The 17,332-nt window shown below is 57.3% G+C and carries 19 protein-coding genes; 10 read left to right on the forward strand and 9 right to left on the reverse strand.

Translation table 11 applies throughout. The features are described from left to right. Nucleotides 1-32 precede the first annotated feature (32 nt). The 6 genes from H9L05_RS12605 to H9L05_RS12630 form a co-directional block, all read right to left on the reverse strand. Entirely contained in the window at nt 33-1,139 is a 1,107-nt protein-coding gene (locus H9L05_RS12605) for an esterase/lipase family protein (protein WP_187731279.1), read from the reverse strand. Further along, nucleotides 1,136-1,396 carry a T9SS type A sorting domain-containing protein gene (locus H9L05_RS26885; protein WP_187734260.1) on the reverse strand — a complete coding sequence of 87 codons (261 nt, stop codon included), beginning with the start codon at nt 1,394-1,396 and terminating at the stop codon, nt 1,136-1,138. Before H9L05_RS26885 ends, H9L05_RS12605 begins: the two co-directional genes overlap by 4 nt. Then, on the reverse strand, nt 1,381-2,088 hold the full coding sequence (locus tag H9L05_RS12615) for a hypothetical protein (RefSeq protein WP_187731280.1): 708 nt from the start codon (nt 2,086-2,088) through the stop codon (nt 1,381-1,383). The genes H9L05_RS26885 and H9L05_RS12615 overlap by 16 nt, the downstream gene beginning before the upstream one ends. A 165-nt stretch (nt 2,089-2,253) precedes the next feature. Beyond that, nucleotides 2,254-2,868, reverse strand: a complete 615-nt coding sequence (locus H9L05_RS12620) for a rhomboid family intramembrane serine protease (protein WP_187731281.1) — start codon at nt 2,866-2,868, stop codon at nt 2,254-2,256. Beyond that, the gene (locus H9L05_RS12625; RefSeq protein WP_187731282.1) at nt 2,817-3,095 is read right to left on the reverse strand and encodes a hypothetical protein; all 279 of its coding nucleotides are present in this window, start codon (nt 3,093-3,095) and stop codon (nt 2,817-2,819) included. Before H9L05_RS12625 ends, H9L05_RS12620 begins: the two co-directional genes overlap by 52 nt. Before the next feature lie 19 nt (nt 3,096-3,114). Then, complete coding sequence (locus tag H9L05_RS12630; RefSeq protein WP_187731283.1) at nt 3,115-3,939, reverse strand: hypothetical protein; 825 nt, start codon at nt 3,937-3,939, stop codon at nt 3,115-3,117. A 139-nt stretch (nt 3,940-4,078) separates the two neighbouring features. On the opposite strand from H9L05_RS12630, the gene H9L05_RS12635 reads away from it, so the two are divergent. The 10 genes from H9L05_RS12635 to H9L05_RS26190 all read left to right on the forward strand — a co-directional run bounded on the left by H9L05_RS12635 (nt 4,079) and on the right by H9L05_RS26190 (nt 14,323). Beyond that, nucleotides 4,079-4,402 carry a hypothetical protein gene (locus tag H9L05_RS12635; protein WP_187731284.1) on the forward strand — a complete coding sequence of 108 codons (324 nt, stop codon included), beginning with the start codon at nt 4,079-4,081 and terminating at the stop codon, nt 4,400-4,402. Nucleotides 4,403-4,449: 47 nt separating this feature from the next. After that, entirely contained in the window at nt 4,450-4,818 is a 369-nt protein-coding gene (locus H9L05_RS12640; RefSeq protein WP_187731285.1) for a hypothetical protein, read from the forward strand. A 35-nt stretch (nt 4,819-4,853) separates the two neighbouring features. Next, nucleotides 4,854-5,171 carry a hypothetical protein gene (locus tag H9L05_RS12645; RefSeq protein WP_187731286.1) on the forward strand — a complete coding sequence of 106 codons (318 nt, stop codon included), beginning with the start codon at nt 4,854-4,856 and terminating at the stop codon, nt 5,169-5,171. Nucleotides 5,172-5,281: 110 nt separating this feature from the next. Beyond that, a complete protein-coding gene (locus H9L05_RS12650; protein WP_223284402.1) occupies nt 5,282-6,661 on the forward strand; it encodes a serine hydrolase in 1,380 nt (459 codons plus the stop codon). 311 nt (nt 6,662-6,972) lie between these two features. After that, nucleotides 6,973-7,590, forward strand: a complete 618-nt coding sequence (locus H9L05_RS12655; protein ID WP_187731287.1) for a M15 family metallopeptidase — start codon at nt 6,973-6,975, stop codon at nt 7,588-7,590. A 236-nt stretch (nt 7,591-7,826) separates the two neighbouring features. After that, on the forward strand, nt 7,827-9,491 hold the full coding sequence (locus tag H9L05_RS12660; RefSeq protein WP_223284403.1) for a glycoside hydrolase family 10 protein: 1,665 nt from the start codon (nt 7,827-7,829) through the stop codon (nt 9,489-9,491). Nucleotides 9,492-9,781: 290 nt separating this feature from the next. Continuing rightward, nucleotides 9,782-11,308: a carboxypeptidase-like regulatory domain-containing protein gene (locus H9L05_RS26175; protein WP_317174953.1), complete on the forward strand. Its 1,527-nt coding sequence runs from the start codon at nt 9,782-9,784 to the stop codon at nt 11,306-11,308. 14 nt (nt 11,309-11,322) lie between these two features. Continuing rightward, on the forward strand, nt 11,323-12,975 hold the full coding sequence (locus H9L05_RS26180) for a SusC/RagA family TonB-linked outer membrane protein (RefSeq protein ID WP_317174954.1): 1,653 nt from the start codon (nt 11,323-11,325) through the stop codon (nt 12,973-12,975). 32 nt (nt 12,976-13,007) lie between these two features. Continuing rightward, nucleotides 13,008-13,664, forward strand: a complete 657-nt coding sequence (locus H9L05_RS26185; protein WP_317174955.1) for a RagB/SusD family nutrient uptake outer membrane protein — start codon at nt 13,008-13,010, stop codon at nt 13,662-13,664. Beyond that, nucleotides 13,634-14,323, forward strand: coding sequence for a RagB/SusD family nutrient uptake outer membrane protein (locus H9L05_RS26190; RefSeq protein WP_317174956.1), 690 nt, complete (start codon nt 13,634-13,636; stop codon nt 14,321-14,323). Before H9L05_RS26185 ends, H9L05_RS26190 begins: the two co-directional genes overlap by 31 nt. A 77-nt stretch (nt 14,324-14,400) precedes the next feature. Here H9L05_RS26190 and H9L05_RS12675 read toward each other — a convergent pair whose 3' ends face one another. The 3 genes from H9L05_RS12675 to H9L05_RS12685 are packed head-to-tail and all read right to left on the reverse strand — an operon-like array spanning nt 14,401 to nt 17,249. Then, entirely contained in the window at nt 14,401-15,654 is a 1,254-nt protein-coding gene (locus H9L05_RS12675; RefSeq protein WP_187731289.1) for a hypothetical protein, read from the reverse strand. 54 nt (nt 15,655-15,708) lie between these two features. Continuing rightward, the gene (locus H9L05_RS12680) at nt 15,709-16,941 is read right to left on the reverse strand and encodes a SusD/RagB family nutrient-binding outer membrane lipoprotein (protein ID WP_187731290.1); all 1,233 of its coding nucleotides are present in this window, start codon (nt 16,939-16,941) and stop codon (nt 15,709-15,711) included. Further along, entirely contained in the window at nt 16,938-17,249 is a 312-nt protein-coding gene (locus H9L05_RS12685; protein ID WP_187731291.1) for a hypothetical protein, read from the reverse strand. Before H9L05_RS12685 ends, H9L05_RS12680 begins: the two co-directional genes overlap by 4 nt. Nucleotides 17,250-17,332: the final 83 nt, after the last annotated feature.

The following is a 17,332-nucleotide window of genomic DNA, read 5'->3' on the forward strand; positions in this document are numbered from 1 at the left end:
TTTCTGGGGGCTTTTTTGCGCGGAGAAGCCAGTTACACATGTGCCCGCAGATACTGATACACCTCGGGGTTGCTGAGCAGCCCGATATGGCTTTGCTGAGCAAATACGCTGGTAGTCACTATGGTGCCGGCTGGTAGCGCCGGGTCGCCGAAGGTGCGGCCGATGGCGCTGCCGCCACCCACTAGGCCGTCGCCGAAGTAATGGTCGAGGGCTGAGCCCATCGTTTTGAGCAAGGAGCCAACCAGCACATGATAATGCACGCCGGGCAGGGGCGGAACCACGGTGCGGGGGGCAAAAATGTCGTTGGCGCGCGGGTTTTGCCAGTCCTCATCCACCAGCCAGGCATGCCGCAGGTCCTTGATGCCGTTGCTGCGCTGATCCATGGCTTTGCTGAGAAAGCGCGTGGGGGCCACATTTATCTTGCGCAGCAGCACCGACGTTAAGTGGCTGTTTTGCTCCAGAAAAGAGCCGTCGTTGGGTACGCCCAGCATGAATACGGACTTCAGGTGCTTCACCCACGGCGCTTGCTCCTGACCTTTACGAGTACCATAATAGCCTGCACTGCGAATGACTAAGCCGCCCATGGAATGGCCCACCAGCACCAGTTCGCCGATAGCAGCGGCGTGAATCTTGAATAATTTGGTCAGTAACGTGTTGAGCAGCTGGCCATTCTCCGAAATATGCAGGCCGCTATTGTAGCGCACATACAGCGACCGCACACCGGCCTCCTTTTGCAGCAGCGGTCCGTAGCGCGGTGTATCGGCCGCACCCGATTGCCAGATCATCTCATCGCCCATCAGGCCATGCAAAAACACAACGGTTTTTTGCGGCTCACTGCTCAGGCGTAAATCAGCGACGTCGACATCAGCGCCGTGTTGGCGAAAGCTCATCTGAATGGCCCGGCGGTCCTGGCGCTCGGCTAGCTGGTCGCCGATGGCGCCGTTGAGCACCGGTAGGGTAAAATGACGGTACGCCTGACCCGTGCGATACAGAAAATCAAGGCCCGTGACGGGCAAAGCGGCTGCCCGGCGCATAGCCGCTCTGGCCCGCTGCCACCGCGACGACGGCTCTTGGTCTGGCGGTGGGCTATCAGCGTCGGGGTTGGGTACAGAGCTCTCGGGGGGTAATTTTTCGGTCACTGAATCAATAGTTTGCGCGTCAGCGTGCCTTCCGGCGTGCTCAGGCGCAGTAAATAAACGCCCGCAGGTTGGCCCCGCAGACTGATAAGCCGGCCATTGGCGGCGCTGATGGGCGCCGCGCCCTGTCGCTGTACTATCCGGCCAGCGGCATCCGAGATGGTGAAAGGAGCAGTGGCTACACCGGGTTTTTGTAAAGAAGCCAGCGAGAAGTCACCATTGGAGCTGGGATTGGGATAAACAACTAAAGCAGCGTCCAGTTGTGGGTTTCGGTTGGCAGTGACCGTGAGGGCAGGGTCACGTCATCCACAAACAAAGCGGCAGTAGGAGAAGGTGTTGCACCGGTGCCGGCCACAAAGAAAATGCGCAGCGTATCGGGTGCTGTGGTAGCGGTGTAGGTGATAGGGAGATTGATTTGCCGATAATCGGGTACGCCACCCGTAAGCTGAATCGAGGTTTGTCCGATGATTTGGCCGCTTTTCGACAATACCAAGCCTACTTGGCCCGTCTCGGTTGAGGCTCCGGTGTATTTAAACCAAAACTGCATAGAAGTCGGGCGGGCCGTAAACGGAATGCCGCCGGGCCGCAGCCGCAGGATATCCTCCTGCGTGCGAGGAAGATTATTGGGGTTGATGAGCGGCGTTTCGGTACCGAGTAGCAGTACTGCCGGCACCGGAATAGTACCTACCAGCGGGATGCTTAAGCTCTTAAACATCAGGCGGGCGGCAAACTGTCCGGCATGCGCTTCCGTCGATTTCGATACCCCGTTTATGGCTAAGGGCAAGATTGCCGCTCCAATCTCGTCGGAGGTAATCCATTGTGTGGGCGCTTCTACGTTGCTTGCCGTGACCCAGGCTTCAAAAGTGCCATTCGCTAACGTGCTTTGGGCCGCGGCCGTGCCCGACCACCATAAACCACTGAGTACTAAAAGAGAAAGTAAGGAAGCCTTCATGCAGGTGTCAGATTGAGGTAGGATAAAAGAAGAGCAAAGCAGCGGCCCGCTCAGCTGTAAGATACGGGTACACTACGTTGCTGATTAGCTATTTGGTTGTTTGTTCGAAGCTAATTCGAGCAACAAAAAGAACGCCGCTGCGCTTTTGTAAGAAAATGCAAAAAATCAGGAGGTTCCAGTAGTGCCCGGTAGCCGCGTCCGGCCGAGTATTGCCCCAACCAGTAAGCCGGTAAATAAGCCCCCCAGATGCGCCGCGTGGTCAATATTGCCCCCCAGCCCGCCTACCAGTCCGTTGAGCATAAAATAGAAAACAAACCACAGCATGGTTCGGCGCTGAGAGCGGCCGAAGGGCACTGCACGCGTCAGAAGCAAAGCGAGCAAAAGCCCATACAACCCAAAAATGGCCCCCGAGGCACCCACCGAGTTTACGCCCGCGGTATTCCACCACAAGCTGGCCAAGCTACCCCCGATGCCGCACACCAAAAAGCCCCCCAGCAAGCGCCAACGGCCCAGCAGCGGCTCCAACAACGATCCTAAAAACAACAATCCCAGCCCGTTGAGTAGCAAATGCGCCACGCCGCCGTGCAGAAAACAGCTGGTAAGCAGGCGCCAGGGCTGACCATGCAGGGTGAGAGGCGAAAAATTAGACCCCCACATTACCAGCTCCTCGCCGCCCGGCGCGAGCGGATCGGCGGCCGTTAGCGCTAGGAGCGCATAAATAAGCAAGTTCAGGTCGAGCAGCAGGGGCGTGACGAAGAACGACCCGGCCGGCCACAGCATCGCCCGCAAGCTCCGCAGCAACAGGCGGCCGGTGCTTTCGTCGGGGAGCGGTGGGGGCGGAGGAGGGGGCGGCGCGGGGCCTCGGCTGGCACAAGGCCGCGCCGCTGCAACTCGCGTACGGCCGCTTGGACCACCGCGGGCGGAAAGCGCTGCGCCTGCCGAGCTAGAAAGAAAAGCTCAGCATCGGTTTTCTGGGCGAATAGATCGAGGGGTTCGTCGGGGTCCATAAGGACAGTAGCCTGATTCTCAGCGCGCCACCGTCAGATCGATGTGATGGGTGGGCTGCTTACCGCCGCGCAGCTCATACAGCATATCCTCCACCGGTGCCAGGGTCTTGAGTACTTCGCTATTCATTGGTGGGCGACCCAGAGAATAGTTTTCGCGCATTTGCTGCAACGACTGCATGCGCCGGTTGGCTACGTCATGCATCATGTTTATGCGCTGCTGCATTACCGGCCGTAGATTATGGTTATACACCAATACGCGCGTTAGCTCGCGCCATTGATCATACACCAGGGAGGCTTTGCCCGGAAACGTCGAGTCTATTTTGGCTATGGCTACCTGGTCGGCCAGAAATTCAGCTTGCTTTTCAGCCTTCCAGAAACGACCCGCCAAGATCAGGTATTTGCCCAAGGGCTTTTTGTCGGTGCGCTCTTTAGCTGGTAAAAGACTCGGCTCCGTTTTTACCTGGGCGGCGGTTTCAACTTCAAAGGTCGGTAGCACATTCAGCTCCACTGACTGTAGCTCTGTGGGAGCTTTCGGCACGACACCTAATGCAGGCGAGGGCTTATGGAACTGGCTATACAGCACGCATCCAACTGCCAGCAGGGCCGCGCCAATAGCGGGCGCCAGCCAGCGCCGCTCAACGGGCTCATTATCATAGTCGTCAGTTGCAAAGTCTTCAGATTCAATAAGGTGAGGGCGGGTCGCTGCTTCGCGCCGATGCAGCTCCTGCTGTGCTGCTGCTACCACATCAGCGTGATACAGGTCTGGATTCTCAAGGTAATAATGAAGCTCGGTATCGGTTTTCTGGGTAAATAAATCAAGTGGAGTAGTTGAGTCTGATGACATGCGTAAGCCGGATAGAAAGTGAGAGATAGGGAGGATAATAAACTCCCCAAGTTGGCAAAAAAGCACGGCAATGCCACCCCTTTTAAGCTGAACCCGCGTATAGTTTAGCAAGTACTTTTTCGCACTAACTACTTCTGCTATGGCAAACGATCAAAACCAACCCGAACAAGAACCCACCGATGGCCGCGCTATCCAGCAGGGCACCGTTTCTCAATCGGATCAGCGCCAGCCCGAAGGCCGCCAGGCGTCCGGTGCCGGCAGAGATTCGTTGCGCGGCCTCAACGCCGATGACAACTCCGGCAGCGGCGGCACCGAAGGCGGCCAGGAAATAAAAGGCAAAAACGTAAGCACCAGCACTACCTACGACACACCCGGCAACGCCGCCGAAGGCGACGTAGGCGGCAGCACAACCAGCAGTGGCACGGGCGTATCGGGTGGTGAAACAGGCCGGGTAAATCTTTAGGCCCCCACCGTACTAGTTTCTTATATCCTTCTTAACCCACCCTAGCTATGGCAAATGACAAAGCAAATCAGGCAACGGCCAACGATGGCTCGAACACGCCGCGCCCCGAAAACCAGCGCGGCGTAGCAGCACAGCAGCAAGGTCAGAAACAGCAAACCGGCCCGGCTGACACCAACGACGGCGACCATGGCGGCAACCGGGGCGGTAATCAGCAAAGCAGCCCCGACGCCAAAGGCAGCAGCAACCGCGGCGACCAGCCCGGCGCTGCTCAGCGCAACCAAGGCGGCGGCTCTGATAAAGAGAAGTCCAACCAAACCAAGAATACCACGGCCGATAAATCGGACTACGGCACCGGCAACGCTGCCAGCAGTGCCGCCAACGACGGTGGTACCATCGACGACGAAAACAACAGTTAATTCAATTTACCCACCCAAACCTACTCTTTAATATCATGGCAAATCATCCCCAAAATACCGACACAACTTCCGAAGACAGCGGCTCAGGCCGCGTAAGCACCACCAATAGCGGTCAGGACGGCACCTCCATTAATAAAGCCTTCTCGGCAGCCAAGAAAGCTGACCAAAAGGAAGAGCAGCAAAGCGGTCAAAACCCCAAAACCACCAGCACTCAGGGCAACATGGGCGATGGCGCCGGCATCCGCGGCGACTACGGCGACAGCGACCAGACCAACGGCATGGAAGGCGAAGATGGCGCCGATATGCGCCGCTCTGCTGAGGCAGGTGGCGAAAGCGAAAACTCCGGCAAATAACGAATAAGCGCCTTTCAGGCGTGAGTATGCAACGGTCCAACGGCTTCGAAGCTGTCGGACCGTTGTCGTTTTAGGGCCACTGATCCGTAAGAGTAAAAGACAGCCGAAATTTGCCCCCCAGCCGCTTTTATTTTGATTTGAGCAAATGCCTGCGGCATGAAGCAACCGCTCCGCTGTATCTTTTCCGCTATGAAAATCTGCAAACGGTGGCGGCCCAACTCGTGGGGGCTTTTTATGGCTTGGTGGTCGGGCTTAGTCAGCTTAGCAGCACCAACACTGAGGCGCAATCTGGCAATCCTTTGCCGCGCCTTTTGCATGCTGATACGGCCCGTTTTGGCCGAGTGCTGCGCGCCCCGGAGCAGTATCGCGTCCAGATTATCTATACCCAGATAAACCGCGACGCGCAGAACCGGCCGCACTTTCGCTCCTACACCTATGGGGGGCAAAATTTGCGGCGCTACTTCTATCCGGCCAGTACCGTGAAACTGCCGGCCGCCGTGCTGGCGCTCGAAAAGTTGCAAAACCTGCGCGTCCAATATCCGGGGCTAACCCGCGAGTCACCCCTGCGGATCGACTCGGCTTTTGCCGGCCAAACCCGCGTCGACTGGGATTCTACCAATGCCACGCTCCGGCCCAGCATTGGCAATTACATTCGGAAAGTGCTGCTGGTGAGCGATAACGACGCCTACAACCGGCTATATGAGTTTATGGGGCCCGGCCCGCTGAACGCGGCCTTGCAGGCGCGCGGCTACCGGCGGGTGCGCCTGATGCATCGCCTTTCGGTGGGCGACCAAGAACCCGGCTCTCGCCATACCAACCCCATGGTATTTTTTGCCGATTCGTCGTTGCAAATGCCAGTGTATCAGCAGAGAGCTGGACTTTTTGCTGGTGCTTGGCCCCAACTTAAGCTCCAGGGCGAAAAGATCGGTCGGGGCTATATGCAAGGCGATGAGCTAATACAAGAGCCCCTCGACTTCAGCACCAAGAACTACATTTCCCTGGCCGATTTGCAAGGTGTGCTCCGAGCCATCATGTTTCCCGAAAGCCTGCCAGCAAAACGACGCTTTCAGCTCGCCGCTGCTGATTATCAGTTTCTGCAGCGCTACCTGTCCATGCTGCCCCGGCAGAGCCGCGCCCCGCGCTACGACTCGCTGGAATACCCCGACAACTACGCCAAGTTTTTGCTGGCGGGCGGACCGGCCGGTCCTTTGCCCCCCGGCGTGCGCATCTTCAACAAAATAGGGCAGGCCTACGGCTTTCTGATCGATAACGCCTACATCATGGATGAGGCGCGAGGCGTGGAGTTTCTACTATCGGCCGTGATCTATACCAATGCCGATGGCATTCTCAACGACGACCAATATGAGTATGATGCAATTGGCTTTCCATTCATGCGCGATTTAGGCCAGGCCGTGTATCAGTATGAACTAAAGCGCCCCCGCCGCAACAGGCCCGATTTAAGTCAATTCAAAGAAGTGCAACTGAAGTAATTTAGTAAATCACGTAACCTTTTATGACTAAGTGAATCCACCGTAAAAGTCTGTTTTCAAGTATTTTAAATGAATAACTGGGTGTTAAAGCTCAACTGTTAAATATCTTTTGAAGCTGACCAGCAACTAATAGTTGAATGAAGAGTAAACACCAGTACTCGGAACTCAGCTATGTATTCGTCAGGCCTTTTTGGCGCTTGTCGGCTGCGTGAAAAGTGGCCGCTATATTGCATGAGTACCAAGCCTGCCTTCACCTATAGGCAAGCTACTGAGAACAAAAAATGCCCCCCAGCGAGCTAATTTCCCCCAATATGCATGGCCTACGGGTCGTCACAACGCCGGACTATTACCACCGGCAGGTGCGGGAAACCCCAGATAGTGAGCTGGTTAATCTCGCAGAATTTATTCCCAGCATCATACTGGACATCCGCTACGCCACTGCTGCCAATTTATTAGGCCGGCCTTTGTACCAAGCGCCCAAAGCCTTTCTGCGCCGCCCGGCTGCAGCCGCCCTGCGGGCTGTTCAGGAGGAGTTGGCTACTGTCGGAATTGGACTAAAGGTGTTTGACGCGTATCGGCCATATAGTGCTACTGTGGCCTTCTATGATCATGTGCGTGATGAAACCTACGCTGCTCCTCCGTGGCGAGGCTCGCGTCATAATCGGGGCTGCGCCGTGGATGTAACGCTGGTGAGCTTAAGTACGGGCGAGGAACTTGTCATGCCCACCGACTTCGATGACTTAACCCCTGCTGCCCACGCTGATTTTTCGGAAGTTCCGGCGCTGGCTCAGCTAAATAGGGCGGTTCTGCGGGCTGTTATGAGCCGCCACTGCTTTGAGCAATACCCTGGTGAGTGGTGGCATTTCGATCATAAGTGCTGGGAAAATCAAGACTTAATGGACCTGGAGTTCGCTGATTTACAGGCGTAGCCCAGATCGGGTACTGGCCCACAGGTTGGCCGATACCTCAGATAAATAGCGGTAAATGTGCGTTTTGTGTCGGCTACGAGCGTTGAGCTATGTAATTTGCAGGCGTCTTACCCGTTTATGTGCCGATGCCCCCATTGCTTTCCACTGATTTCCGTGCTTTCTTTTTCCTATTAACGTTGTGCGGGCTACTATGTGGCCCCGCTGCTCGTAGCCAAAATGCTCCCCCGAAACGGGAAATGCGTGGTGTTTGGATTGCCAGCGTCGAGAATATTGATTGGCCCAGCCGCCGTTCGCTCACGCCCGACCAGCAGCGCCGCGAGTATACCCAGATGCTCGACACGCAGAAAAAGAATGGCATTAATGCCGTATTTGTGCAGATTCGGCCCGCTGCCGATGCTTTCTATCAAAGCGACCTGGAGCCCTGGAGTAAGTGGCTGACCGGCCAGCAGGGCAAAGCCCCCAGCCCCGCCTACGACCCGCTTCCTTTCCTGATCGATGAAGCCCACGCCCGCGGCATGGAGTTTCATGCGTGGTTCAACCCGTATCGCGCTTCCCTCGATTCGGTGACGAGTAAGCTGGCCGCAAATCATCCGTATCGGCAGCATCCTGAGTGGTTTTTGCGCTATTCCGGCAAGCTGCTCTTCAATCCGGGCTTGCCCGAAGTGCGGAACTATATCAACAAAGTCATCCTGGACGTGGTGCGCCGCTACGATATTGATGGGGTGCATTTCGATGACTATTTCTATCCCTATCCCGAAGCCGGCCAGGTTATTCGCGACGAGGCAGCCTTCCAGCAGCACAACCCCGATCAGCTGAAACTGGCCGACTGGCGCCGTCAGAACGTGAACACGCTGGTGCGGGATCTGCACACCAATATTCAAAGTACCAAGCGCTGGGTGAAGTTCGGGATTTCGCCGTTTGGCGTCTGGATGAATCAAACCAGCAATCCGGAAGGCTCAAACTCGGCTGCATTCGAGGGCTACTCAGGCCTTTATGCCGATGCTCGCCTGTGGATGCAGCAGGGCTGGGTCGACTATATTTTGCCCCAGCTTTATTGGAGCACTACGTTCAAAGTGGCCTCTTACCCTGTGCTGCTGGACTGGTGGGCGCGCAACCGCTTCGACCGTCATTTGTATATCGGGCAGGGGGCGTATCGTATTTTCGAAACCAGCAAGCGTGACCCATCATGGCGCGACCCCACGGAGCTGCCCCGCCAGATTCGTCTCAACCGCTCGTATCCGACGCAGGTGGGCGGCAGCGTATTTTTCAGCTCCAAGTCATTGGTAGCCAACCCGCTGCACGTAGCCGATACCCTGCGCCAAAACTTATTCCGCTACCCGGCCTTGGTGCCCACCATGCCCTGGATGGATGCCGTGCCACCTCGTCCGGCTCAAAACCTGGTCCTGACGCGCACTGGTCGGGCCGTAACCTTATTTTGGCAACCCGGTCCTGCTGCCACCGACGGCGATGTGGCCCGCTACTTTGTGGTTTACCGCTTCGGTCCCGGCGAAACGCCCGCCCCCGACGACCCACGCCACATCGTGGCCCTCGTGCCGCGGCCCGCTAACAACCAGCCCGCTCTGGTAGATACCACCGCCCGCCCCGGCGTGGAGTATGCGTATTATATCACCGCCGTCGACCGCCTTCACAATGAAAGCCCGCCCGTGCGCGCCAGCACCGGAGCCGGCTCACCAGTGCTGGTGGCGCAGGCTCCGCCGGTAGTGCCCACGCCGGCACCCGCTGCTCCGCCTGTAGCCTCTACGCCGCCGGTCCGGTCCGGCCCACCCGTTGCGCCCCGCCCTACCATCAGCCGACCCGCACCGAACACCACCAGCAAAACTAAAGTGAAGATGAAAAAGCGCAAGCGTGGAGGTTTGCTGGAACGCGTATTCGGCCGGTAACTGGCATCAGTAATCTAAATAGTAAGCTTAACACCACAAAAAAGCCCCCAGATACACGTCTGGGGGCTTTTTTGTGGTGTTAAGTCGACAATAGCTCAATATATAATGCGTACAAGCTGCTACGCAGCCCTACCGACGCAGCTTTTGGTTCTTCACGGTAAGTATCTATGGCGTGCGTCTGTAGGGCTATTTACATTATCTATAATAGGTATAGTTTTATTTTAAATGGTATTTATACCATATATTGATAGCGTTGACACTACTCCTTTTTCACTTTAATTCTTCCTTTTATGCGTAACACTTACCCATTGAGGCTGGTCCTGCCATTAGGCTGGCTTCTCATGTGCGTGCTATTGACTACGCAGCTGGCGGCGCAGCCCGGTGGCACACGCCAGCCCTACACCTTGCAGGGGCGCGTCGTGGATGAGCGCGGGCAGGCGCTGCCTGGTGCTACGGTCTTGCTGGGGGGCACTACATTCGGCACGGCCACCAGCGCCGATGGCTCCTACAGCCTGCCGGTGCAGGTGACGCCCGGTGCTTATACACTTTCGGTTTCCATTATCGGCTTTCGGTCTCAGTTCAAACCTATCAATCTGGGCAGTACCCCAACCGTAACTACCGACGTCACGCTCACAGAAGCGGTCCAGACCTTGGATGATGTGGTAGTGACAGGCTCCACGATAAGTGTGAACAAGCGGGAGCTAGGCAACGCTATCAACACGGTGACGGCCCGCGACCTGGAGCAGACCGGCACGGGCGGGGCGCTCAATGCTTTGCAGGGCAAATTGCCCGGCGCGCAAATCGTGCAGAACTCCGGCGACCCTTCGGGCTCTATGTCGGTGCGACTACGGGGCATTCACTCGCTGCGGGGCTCTTCCGATCCTTTGTATGTAATTGATGGCGTAATTGTGAGTAATAACAGCGCGAACGTGTCGCAGCTGGCGGCGGGACCGGACATTGGAACTGCGAATGCCGGCCAGAACCGCCTCGCCGACCTCAACCCCAATGACATTGCCAGTATCAACGTCATCAACGGTGCGGCAGCGGCGGCGCAGTATGGCTCGCGGGCCTCAAATGGGGTAGTACTTATTACCACCAAACGCGGCAAGACAGGTGCGGCGCGGGTATCCGCTTACGCTAGCTTTAATATAAATGAGCTGCGCAAATCAGTGCCCGTGAACACCTTTGGTCAGCAGTTTGGCTTCGAGGGTCTACGCCTGTACACGATTGGTGCTCCCACACCTGCGCAGATAGCTGCCAACCCCGGCGTCACAACCATCGGCATCACACGGGCCGGAGCTACCACCCAATTGGCCACCAACCTGGTAGAAACACCGCGCTACGACTATTTCAACGATATTTTCCGGACGGGCTATGGTACTGATAATGGTGTTTCCATCTCAGGCGGGGCCGAGCGGACGCAGTATCTGGTTTCGGTTGGCTATCTGAAAAATCAGGGTATCATTGATGGGACCGAATTTACGCGCTACAACGTGCGGGCCCGCGTTGACCAGCGCCTGGCCAGCTGGATTCGGGCTTCGGCCGGGGTAGCTTATAACAATAGCTTTTCGGATGAAAAGGCCAACGGCAACGTGTTCTATAGCCCTATCAACTCAATAAACATCACCAACAACATCTACGACATAAACCGGCGCGACCCCAATGGCAATCTGCTGGCCGTAGAGCCTACCCGCGTTAACCCCCTGTCCACCATCGAGGACATGAAGTTTACGCAGCGTATCAACCGCACCATCACCGACCTACAGGTGAATCTGACGCCGTTTAGAGGATTTTCGGTGGATTATATTCTGGGGTAGACACGTACGCGCAAGTGGGCGAGAACTACATTCGACCCTACCCATATCAGGCCGCGGCCGGCCTGCCATTACAGCGCTATCCATCGGGTTTCGCAGCCAATGCCAATAATAACGTGCTTCAGCTCAACTCCGATGTGAACGTGGGCTACGACCGGCAGCTCACCGAAGATTTCAAGGTTACGCTGCTGGCCGGTTATAGCTACCAGTACCTGCGCGGAGAGTTGGTGCGCACGCAGGGGCAAAACCTGGCGCCGTTTATCACCACCGTTAGTGGGGCGGCCAGCAACACCGTAGCTTCCAACGCTGATCTGGACCAATTCGATTTGAGTGGCATTTTCGGGCAGGCCACTTTTGGATTTCGCAACCTGGCTTTCCTCACGGGCGCTATTCGCCGCGACCGGTCGTCGAAATTCTCATCCTCCGAAACCAACCAATACTACCCTAAGGTGAGCGGCTCGCTGGTGCTCTCCGATCTGGGCTTCTGGAAGGATGCGGCGTACGCCAAGACCTTCAATTCGCTGAAGCTGCGCGCCAGCTACGGTGAGGCCGGCAACCTGAACGGCATTGGCTCCTACGACCGGTTTTACCAGTTTACTCCCATTGGCTTTCAAGGCCGCAATACTTTCCTACCCAACGCGCGGCTAGCAAACCCCCGGGTGCGGCCAGAGCGCGTGGCGGAGATGGAAGTAGGAGCCGACCTGGGCTTTTTCAACGACCGCCTGGGCTTGGGCGTAACAGTGTACAATCAGAAAACCACGGATCTGGTGGTAGACCGGCCACTGGCGCCGTCGCGGGGCGGCTCATCCATCGTTGAGAACGTGGCCCGGCTTAATAACAAAGGCGTGGAAGTGCAGCTGAGCGCTGTGCCGGTGCGAACTGCCGATTTCAGCTGGGACTTCACGGCCATCTTCAGCCGCAACCGCAATAAGATTGTGGATCTGGTGGGTTCGTCGGCTATACTCGTCGATAACGTAGCTGGCGCGCCGGTATATCTTATTAATGGACAGCCAGCGGGCGTGTTTTATGGCTCGGCTTATGCCCGCAACCCCGATGGTTCGCTGCTGCTGACTCCGCAGGGCTTTCCGCAGGACGAGCGCACCACGGGCCAAGGCGTTGGCTCGATTGATTTTACGCCTGCCCGTAACGGCGAAGGTCAGCCCAGCTATGCACCGGGCACTACCATTGCCAACGTAGTTATCGGCAACCCCAACCCGGACTGGACCGGGTCGTTCAGCACCAGCTTCACTTACAAGAAACTCTCCTTGCGGGTGCTGCTCGATGCCGTGCAGGGCGTGGACGTATTTAATGCCGACTACCGTACCCGCCAGGGCGTGGGCCTGGGCGACTTGGCCGAGCAGGAACTGCGGGGTGAGCTGCCGCGCGGCTACATCTTCGCCGTGTATAACACCCAGGAATTCCGCATTGACGATGGCTCGTTTGTGAAGCTCCGCGAGGCGGCTCTGACGTACACCCTGCCTGCCATCAGTAAGTTTATCAGCGACCTTAATGTGTCGCTCATTGGTCGCAACCTGTACTCGTGGGATGACTACAAGGGCTTCGACCCCGAAACCAGCGCGGGTGGCGCTTCCGACTTGTTTCGGGCAGTGGACTTTGGCAATGTGCCCATTCCGCGCACTTACCAGCTCCGGTTGTCGGCCACATTCTAATGAGGTCTCCTGTTCTCCAAACTCGCCATTTCATGAAAAAGATACTGATACTGCTGGCTGTGCTGTCGATGGCGACGAGCAGCTGCGACAAAGAATACCTGAACCCCAGCACCGCCAGCGACGTGCAGGTGCTGACCAACGCCGACGGCCTGATTACGGTGTGCAACGGCTTGCAGGCGCGCTTCACGACGGGCGGGGCGCTGAGCCCGCTGTATAATACCGTGGCCGCTGGTGGCCTGAGCACCCGTGAGTTGAGGATTATAAACGTCGGCAACATCGAGGAGTTTAACGTCAGCCTCGGGGCCGGCAACGTGACGAATCTCAACGGCGTAGTGCGCAACCTCTGGACGCAGTCGCAACTGGTGCGCGCCAATGCCGACCTCGTGCTCGCCAATGCCAACAACGCTGCTGACCCAGGCACCCGAAGCGGCATTGTGGCGTACGCCAGTGTCTTCCGGGCCCTGGCAATTGGTACTCTGGCGCAGAATTTCGAGCAGATCTCTATTGTAACCCAAGCCAACGCTCCCTTCGTGAGCCGCGTGCAGGCGCTACAATCGGCCGTGGAGCAGCTAGAGGCCGCCGCTGCGCAACTGAATACCGCGCCTGTATCAGCGGATTTCAACAGTAAAATTATTGGGGCATTAACCTGCCCAACACCGTGCAGGCCCTCATTGCCCGCTACAGCCTGATGGCCGGGGACTACGACAAAGCCATAGCAGCCGCGGGGCGGGTAGATCTGGCAAGCCGTTCGGTATTCAGTTTCGACGAGCTGGCCCGCAATCCAATATTCGAGGTTGCTTTCGGCAACCGCAACGTGTTTGAGCCCACTGACGCGAATCTGGGCCTGACAGGAGCGCTAGCGCCCGAAGCCGGCGACCGGCGAATCCCGTTTTATACCCGCGCCAACGCCACCTCCACACAAAATCTGGGCACCGGCTTTTATAGCGCCAGCGCGGCACCTGTTCCGGTGTATGTGCCCGGCGAGATGCTGCTTATCCGGGCCGAAGCCTACGCCCGCAAAAACGATCTGGCCAACGCCGTTCTGGAGCTGAACCGGGTGCGCACCAGCACCGCTGCTGCCACTACGACGGGTGCTTTTCCTACGGCGCCTCCCGGTGCCGGTCTGGCACCGTACGCCGGTCCGCTTACGCAGCAGGCGCTACTGTTGGATATTCTGCGCAACCGCTTTGTGGAGCTTGCTTTCCAGGGTTTCCGGCTGGAGGACAGCCGGCGCTTCAACCGCCCCGGTCCGGGCGCGGCGGGCTCCGAGCGCAACCGTAACTTCTATCCATACCCGCGCACGGAGCGCGAGAACAACCCCGTCACCCCCGATGACCCTGCGGCGTAGTGTCAACTAAAAATTAAACGCACAAAAAAGCCCCCAGAAGTTCTGGGGGCTTTTTTGATGAATGCAAAAATGCTGGGCTACAGCGCCTTCACATCCAAGATCAAACTCGCGCCAGTAGCTGTCCGGTTCAGGCCAGTTACCGTGAAGATTACATACTGGTCGCCGCCCCGCACGCGGGCCACATACACGTCGCCTACCAGTACGTTGGCTACGCTGGCTACCTGATTAGCAGCGGTGGCCGTGAGATAAGTCTGACGGATGCTGTTCAACGTAGCAGCATTGTATACTGCGGCCGTCGTTTTAACCAAGCGGGTAGTGTTCAGGGCATCCAGCTTTACTTGGTTGGTGGCAATGCTGGTGATGGCAATATCCTTCACCGTAGCCGCGTCGGCAGCCGTGGCCGCACTGAAGGTGGCGAAGTTGAACGCTGCCTGGTCGCCGCCGGTGGTGCCGGTGTAGCTGAGCGTGATGGGGCGCACCGCCGCCAGTGCCGTAGCTGCCGCAGGCGTGATTGGAGCCGAAGAAACCGAAGCCGTACGAGCCGGCGTGCGCACTTTCGCCTCAAAGCGGAAGGTAACAGCCTGCCCGGCCGAGTTGGCTGGCACCGGGGCGTCAACGTTCAGGGTAGTAGCGGCGCCGGTTTGGGCCCCAACAGCGGGCAAGCGCTGGCGCAGCAGGCGCCGCTCGGCAGTTGTGCCTACGCGCACGTAGGTAATCAGGCTGTCGAGGTCTTTGTAGAGAATGCTGGTGGCCGGCGTGGTAGCCGTGGCCGACGTCACGCCGTTCACGTTCAGCGTCAGGTTGTAACGTACCACGTCGCCGGACACTACGGGGCCAGCGGTGGGCGCGGTTACGTTCGAGACACTGTTGATGCGAATAGTTGGCGTGGGCTCAGCCACCCGGAAAGCAGCCGAGCGGGTTTTGGATTGACCATTTTGGCTAACCACGCGCACATCTACCCGAATGATTGCTTTATTGGCCGCCTGGGGCACCACGTAGCGCACTACCAATGTATCGGCCCGCTTGATACGCGAATAAGCCGGCTGATACGGAATGGTTTGTACTACCACGGAGTCGCGGCTGGGCTCTACTTTTTGCAGCACCAACACTTCCCGGATTGGCTCGCCCTGAGAGGCGAAGTTTATCTCCAATGGTACTGTTTCCCCCACGGCATACTTGGTGTCGGGGGTAAAGCTGGTGTTGGCCAGAACCGTCGGGAGTTGCGGCCCGACCTCGGTGTAGTTTTCGTCCAGCTCATCATCGCAGCTGGTGATGAGGCCCGAAAGCGTCAGCAGCAGGAGGGGAGCGTAGCGTTTTAAAATATGCTTCATATGCAGCGTTGCGGAAGAAAGTCAGAGAAAAGTAGGCTGGGGGCAAATCGGGCCTTACGGCTGATCCCACCATACCGGCATAGCTATATAATCGGGGGCGTTGGCTCCCATGCGCGCAATCTCGTTCGGGTTGTAGAGCACTTCCGTGGCACCGGGCAGCAGGCGGCGAGGGAAACGGATGCTCGCCGGAGTGGTTGGCGTTGCGGCCGTTACCAAAGCCGTGTTTACTCCGCTTGGCACCCGAAAATTCACGTAGATGGCCGGGCTGAAATCAAAGCGGCGTAGGTCAGACCACGATTCCGGGTTCAGGAACATGGCGATGTACTTCTGCTCCATAATGCTCTTCAGCGTCAGATCGGCGGCGCTTTGGGGCACGGCCGAGCTAGCCAGATAAGCCGTAATCTGAGCCTCGGTGATGGTCGGATAAGTCAAAGGCGGCGTGCTGGTGCTTGTGCCGCCTACCCCAATTTTGCGCATGTGCGCCCGAATACCTTCCTGAAAAGCCGTGAATGCCCGCGCCCGGTTGTTACCCCGGAAAGCAGCTTCAGCCTCGATGAATTTCAGCTCGTGGTAGGTAATCAATTCAAAGTAACCCAGCTCGCGGGCGTACCAGCTGGCGTAAAAATCCGTCTGAACCGTAGTAGGCTGCGGGCCGCCACCCAGGCCAGGATCGGCGCCGGTGCTGGTGGCCGTAGCCATAATGGGCAAGCGCGGATCGACAACGCCAAACGTGCGTCCGTCCAAGTACTTGATAAAGTTGGCCGAGAAAGTAGACGTCGCGAAGTTATTGCGGGTCGTGCCGAAGATATTGGTGGTGCTTACCAAAGGCGCCACAGCTACCTGAAACTGAAGCTGGGCATCATCCGCAGTAGCCTTGAAGCCCTGATCAACCAGCGCCAGAATAGCATTGGGGTCGTAGGAGGCTTTCTTGGTGAGGTGATGGTTCTGCCGGGCCTTCAGCGAGTAAGCCAGCTTAATCCACTTCGTCACGTCGCCGCGGTATAGAATATCGCCGCTGATGCTGGGCGAGGTCACGTAGAGCGGGCGGAAGTTGGCCGAAGCCGGCTTGCTCATTTCCACGATGCCCTCATCCAGCAACCGATTAATCGTGGCATAAATCTCTTCCTGCGAATCGTACTTGGGCGTGTAGTTCCGAGCGCCCAGGAAAGCTTCTGAGTAAGGAATATCGCCGAATATATCGGTGGCGTGGCTCAGAATCAGGGCCATCATGATTTTGCCCGCGCCCACGTAATACACTGAGCCTTCTGCCTCGGCAGCGGCAATCATCGGCGGAATATTGCCCCCGAGTAGAAGTAGGTGTAGTTGAAGGAGTTGGTGCTCTGTGCGTTGGTGTAGAAGTAGTTATCTACTGTATTGCCGCCGGTGCGGGCCACCAGGTACTGGGTAATAAAGGGCGTACGCAGGGCCGTGAACATCTGCGTCTGTGCGCCGTTGGAAATGATGTTCGGGAGCAGGAAGTTAGGCGTGGCCGTGGTAGGGTTGTTCGGATCGGTGTTCACGTCGAGGAAATCGTCGCAGGAAGTGAACATACCGCCGCCCAGCACCAGGCCCAGCAGGAGAATGAGTTTTTTCATATAGAAAGCTGAATTGTCAAATGGTTGGAGGCTAAATGGCTGAATGGTCAAATGGTTAATTGTTCCTCTGTTTTATTGAACGA

This window comes from Hymenobacter qilianensis, from assembly GCF_014489555.1.
Lineage (GTDB): Bacteria > Bacteroidota > Bacteroidia > Cytophagales > Hymenobacteraceae > Hymenobacter > Hymenobacter qilianensis.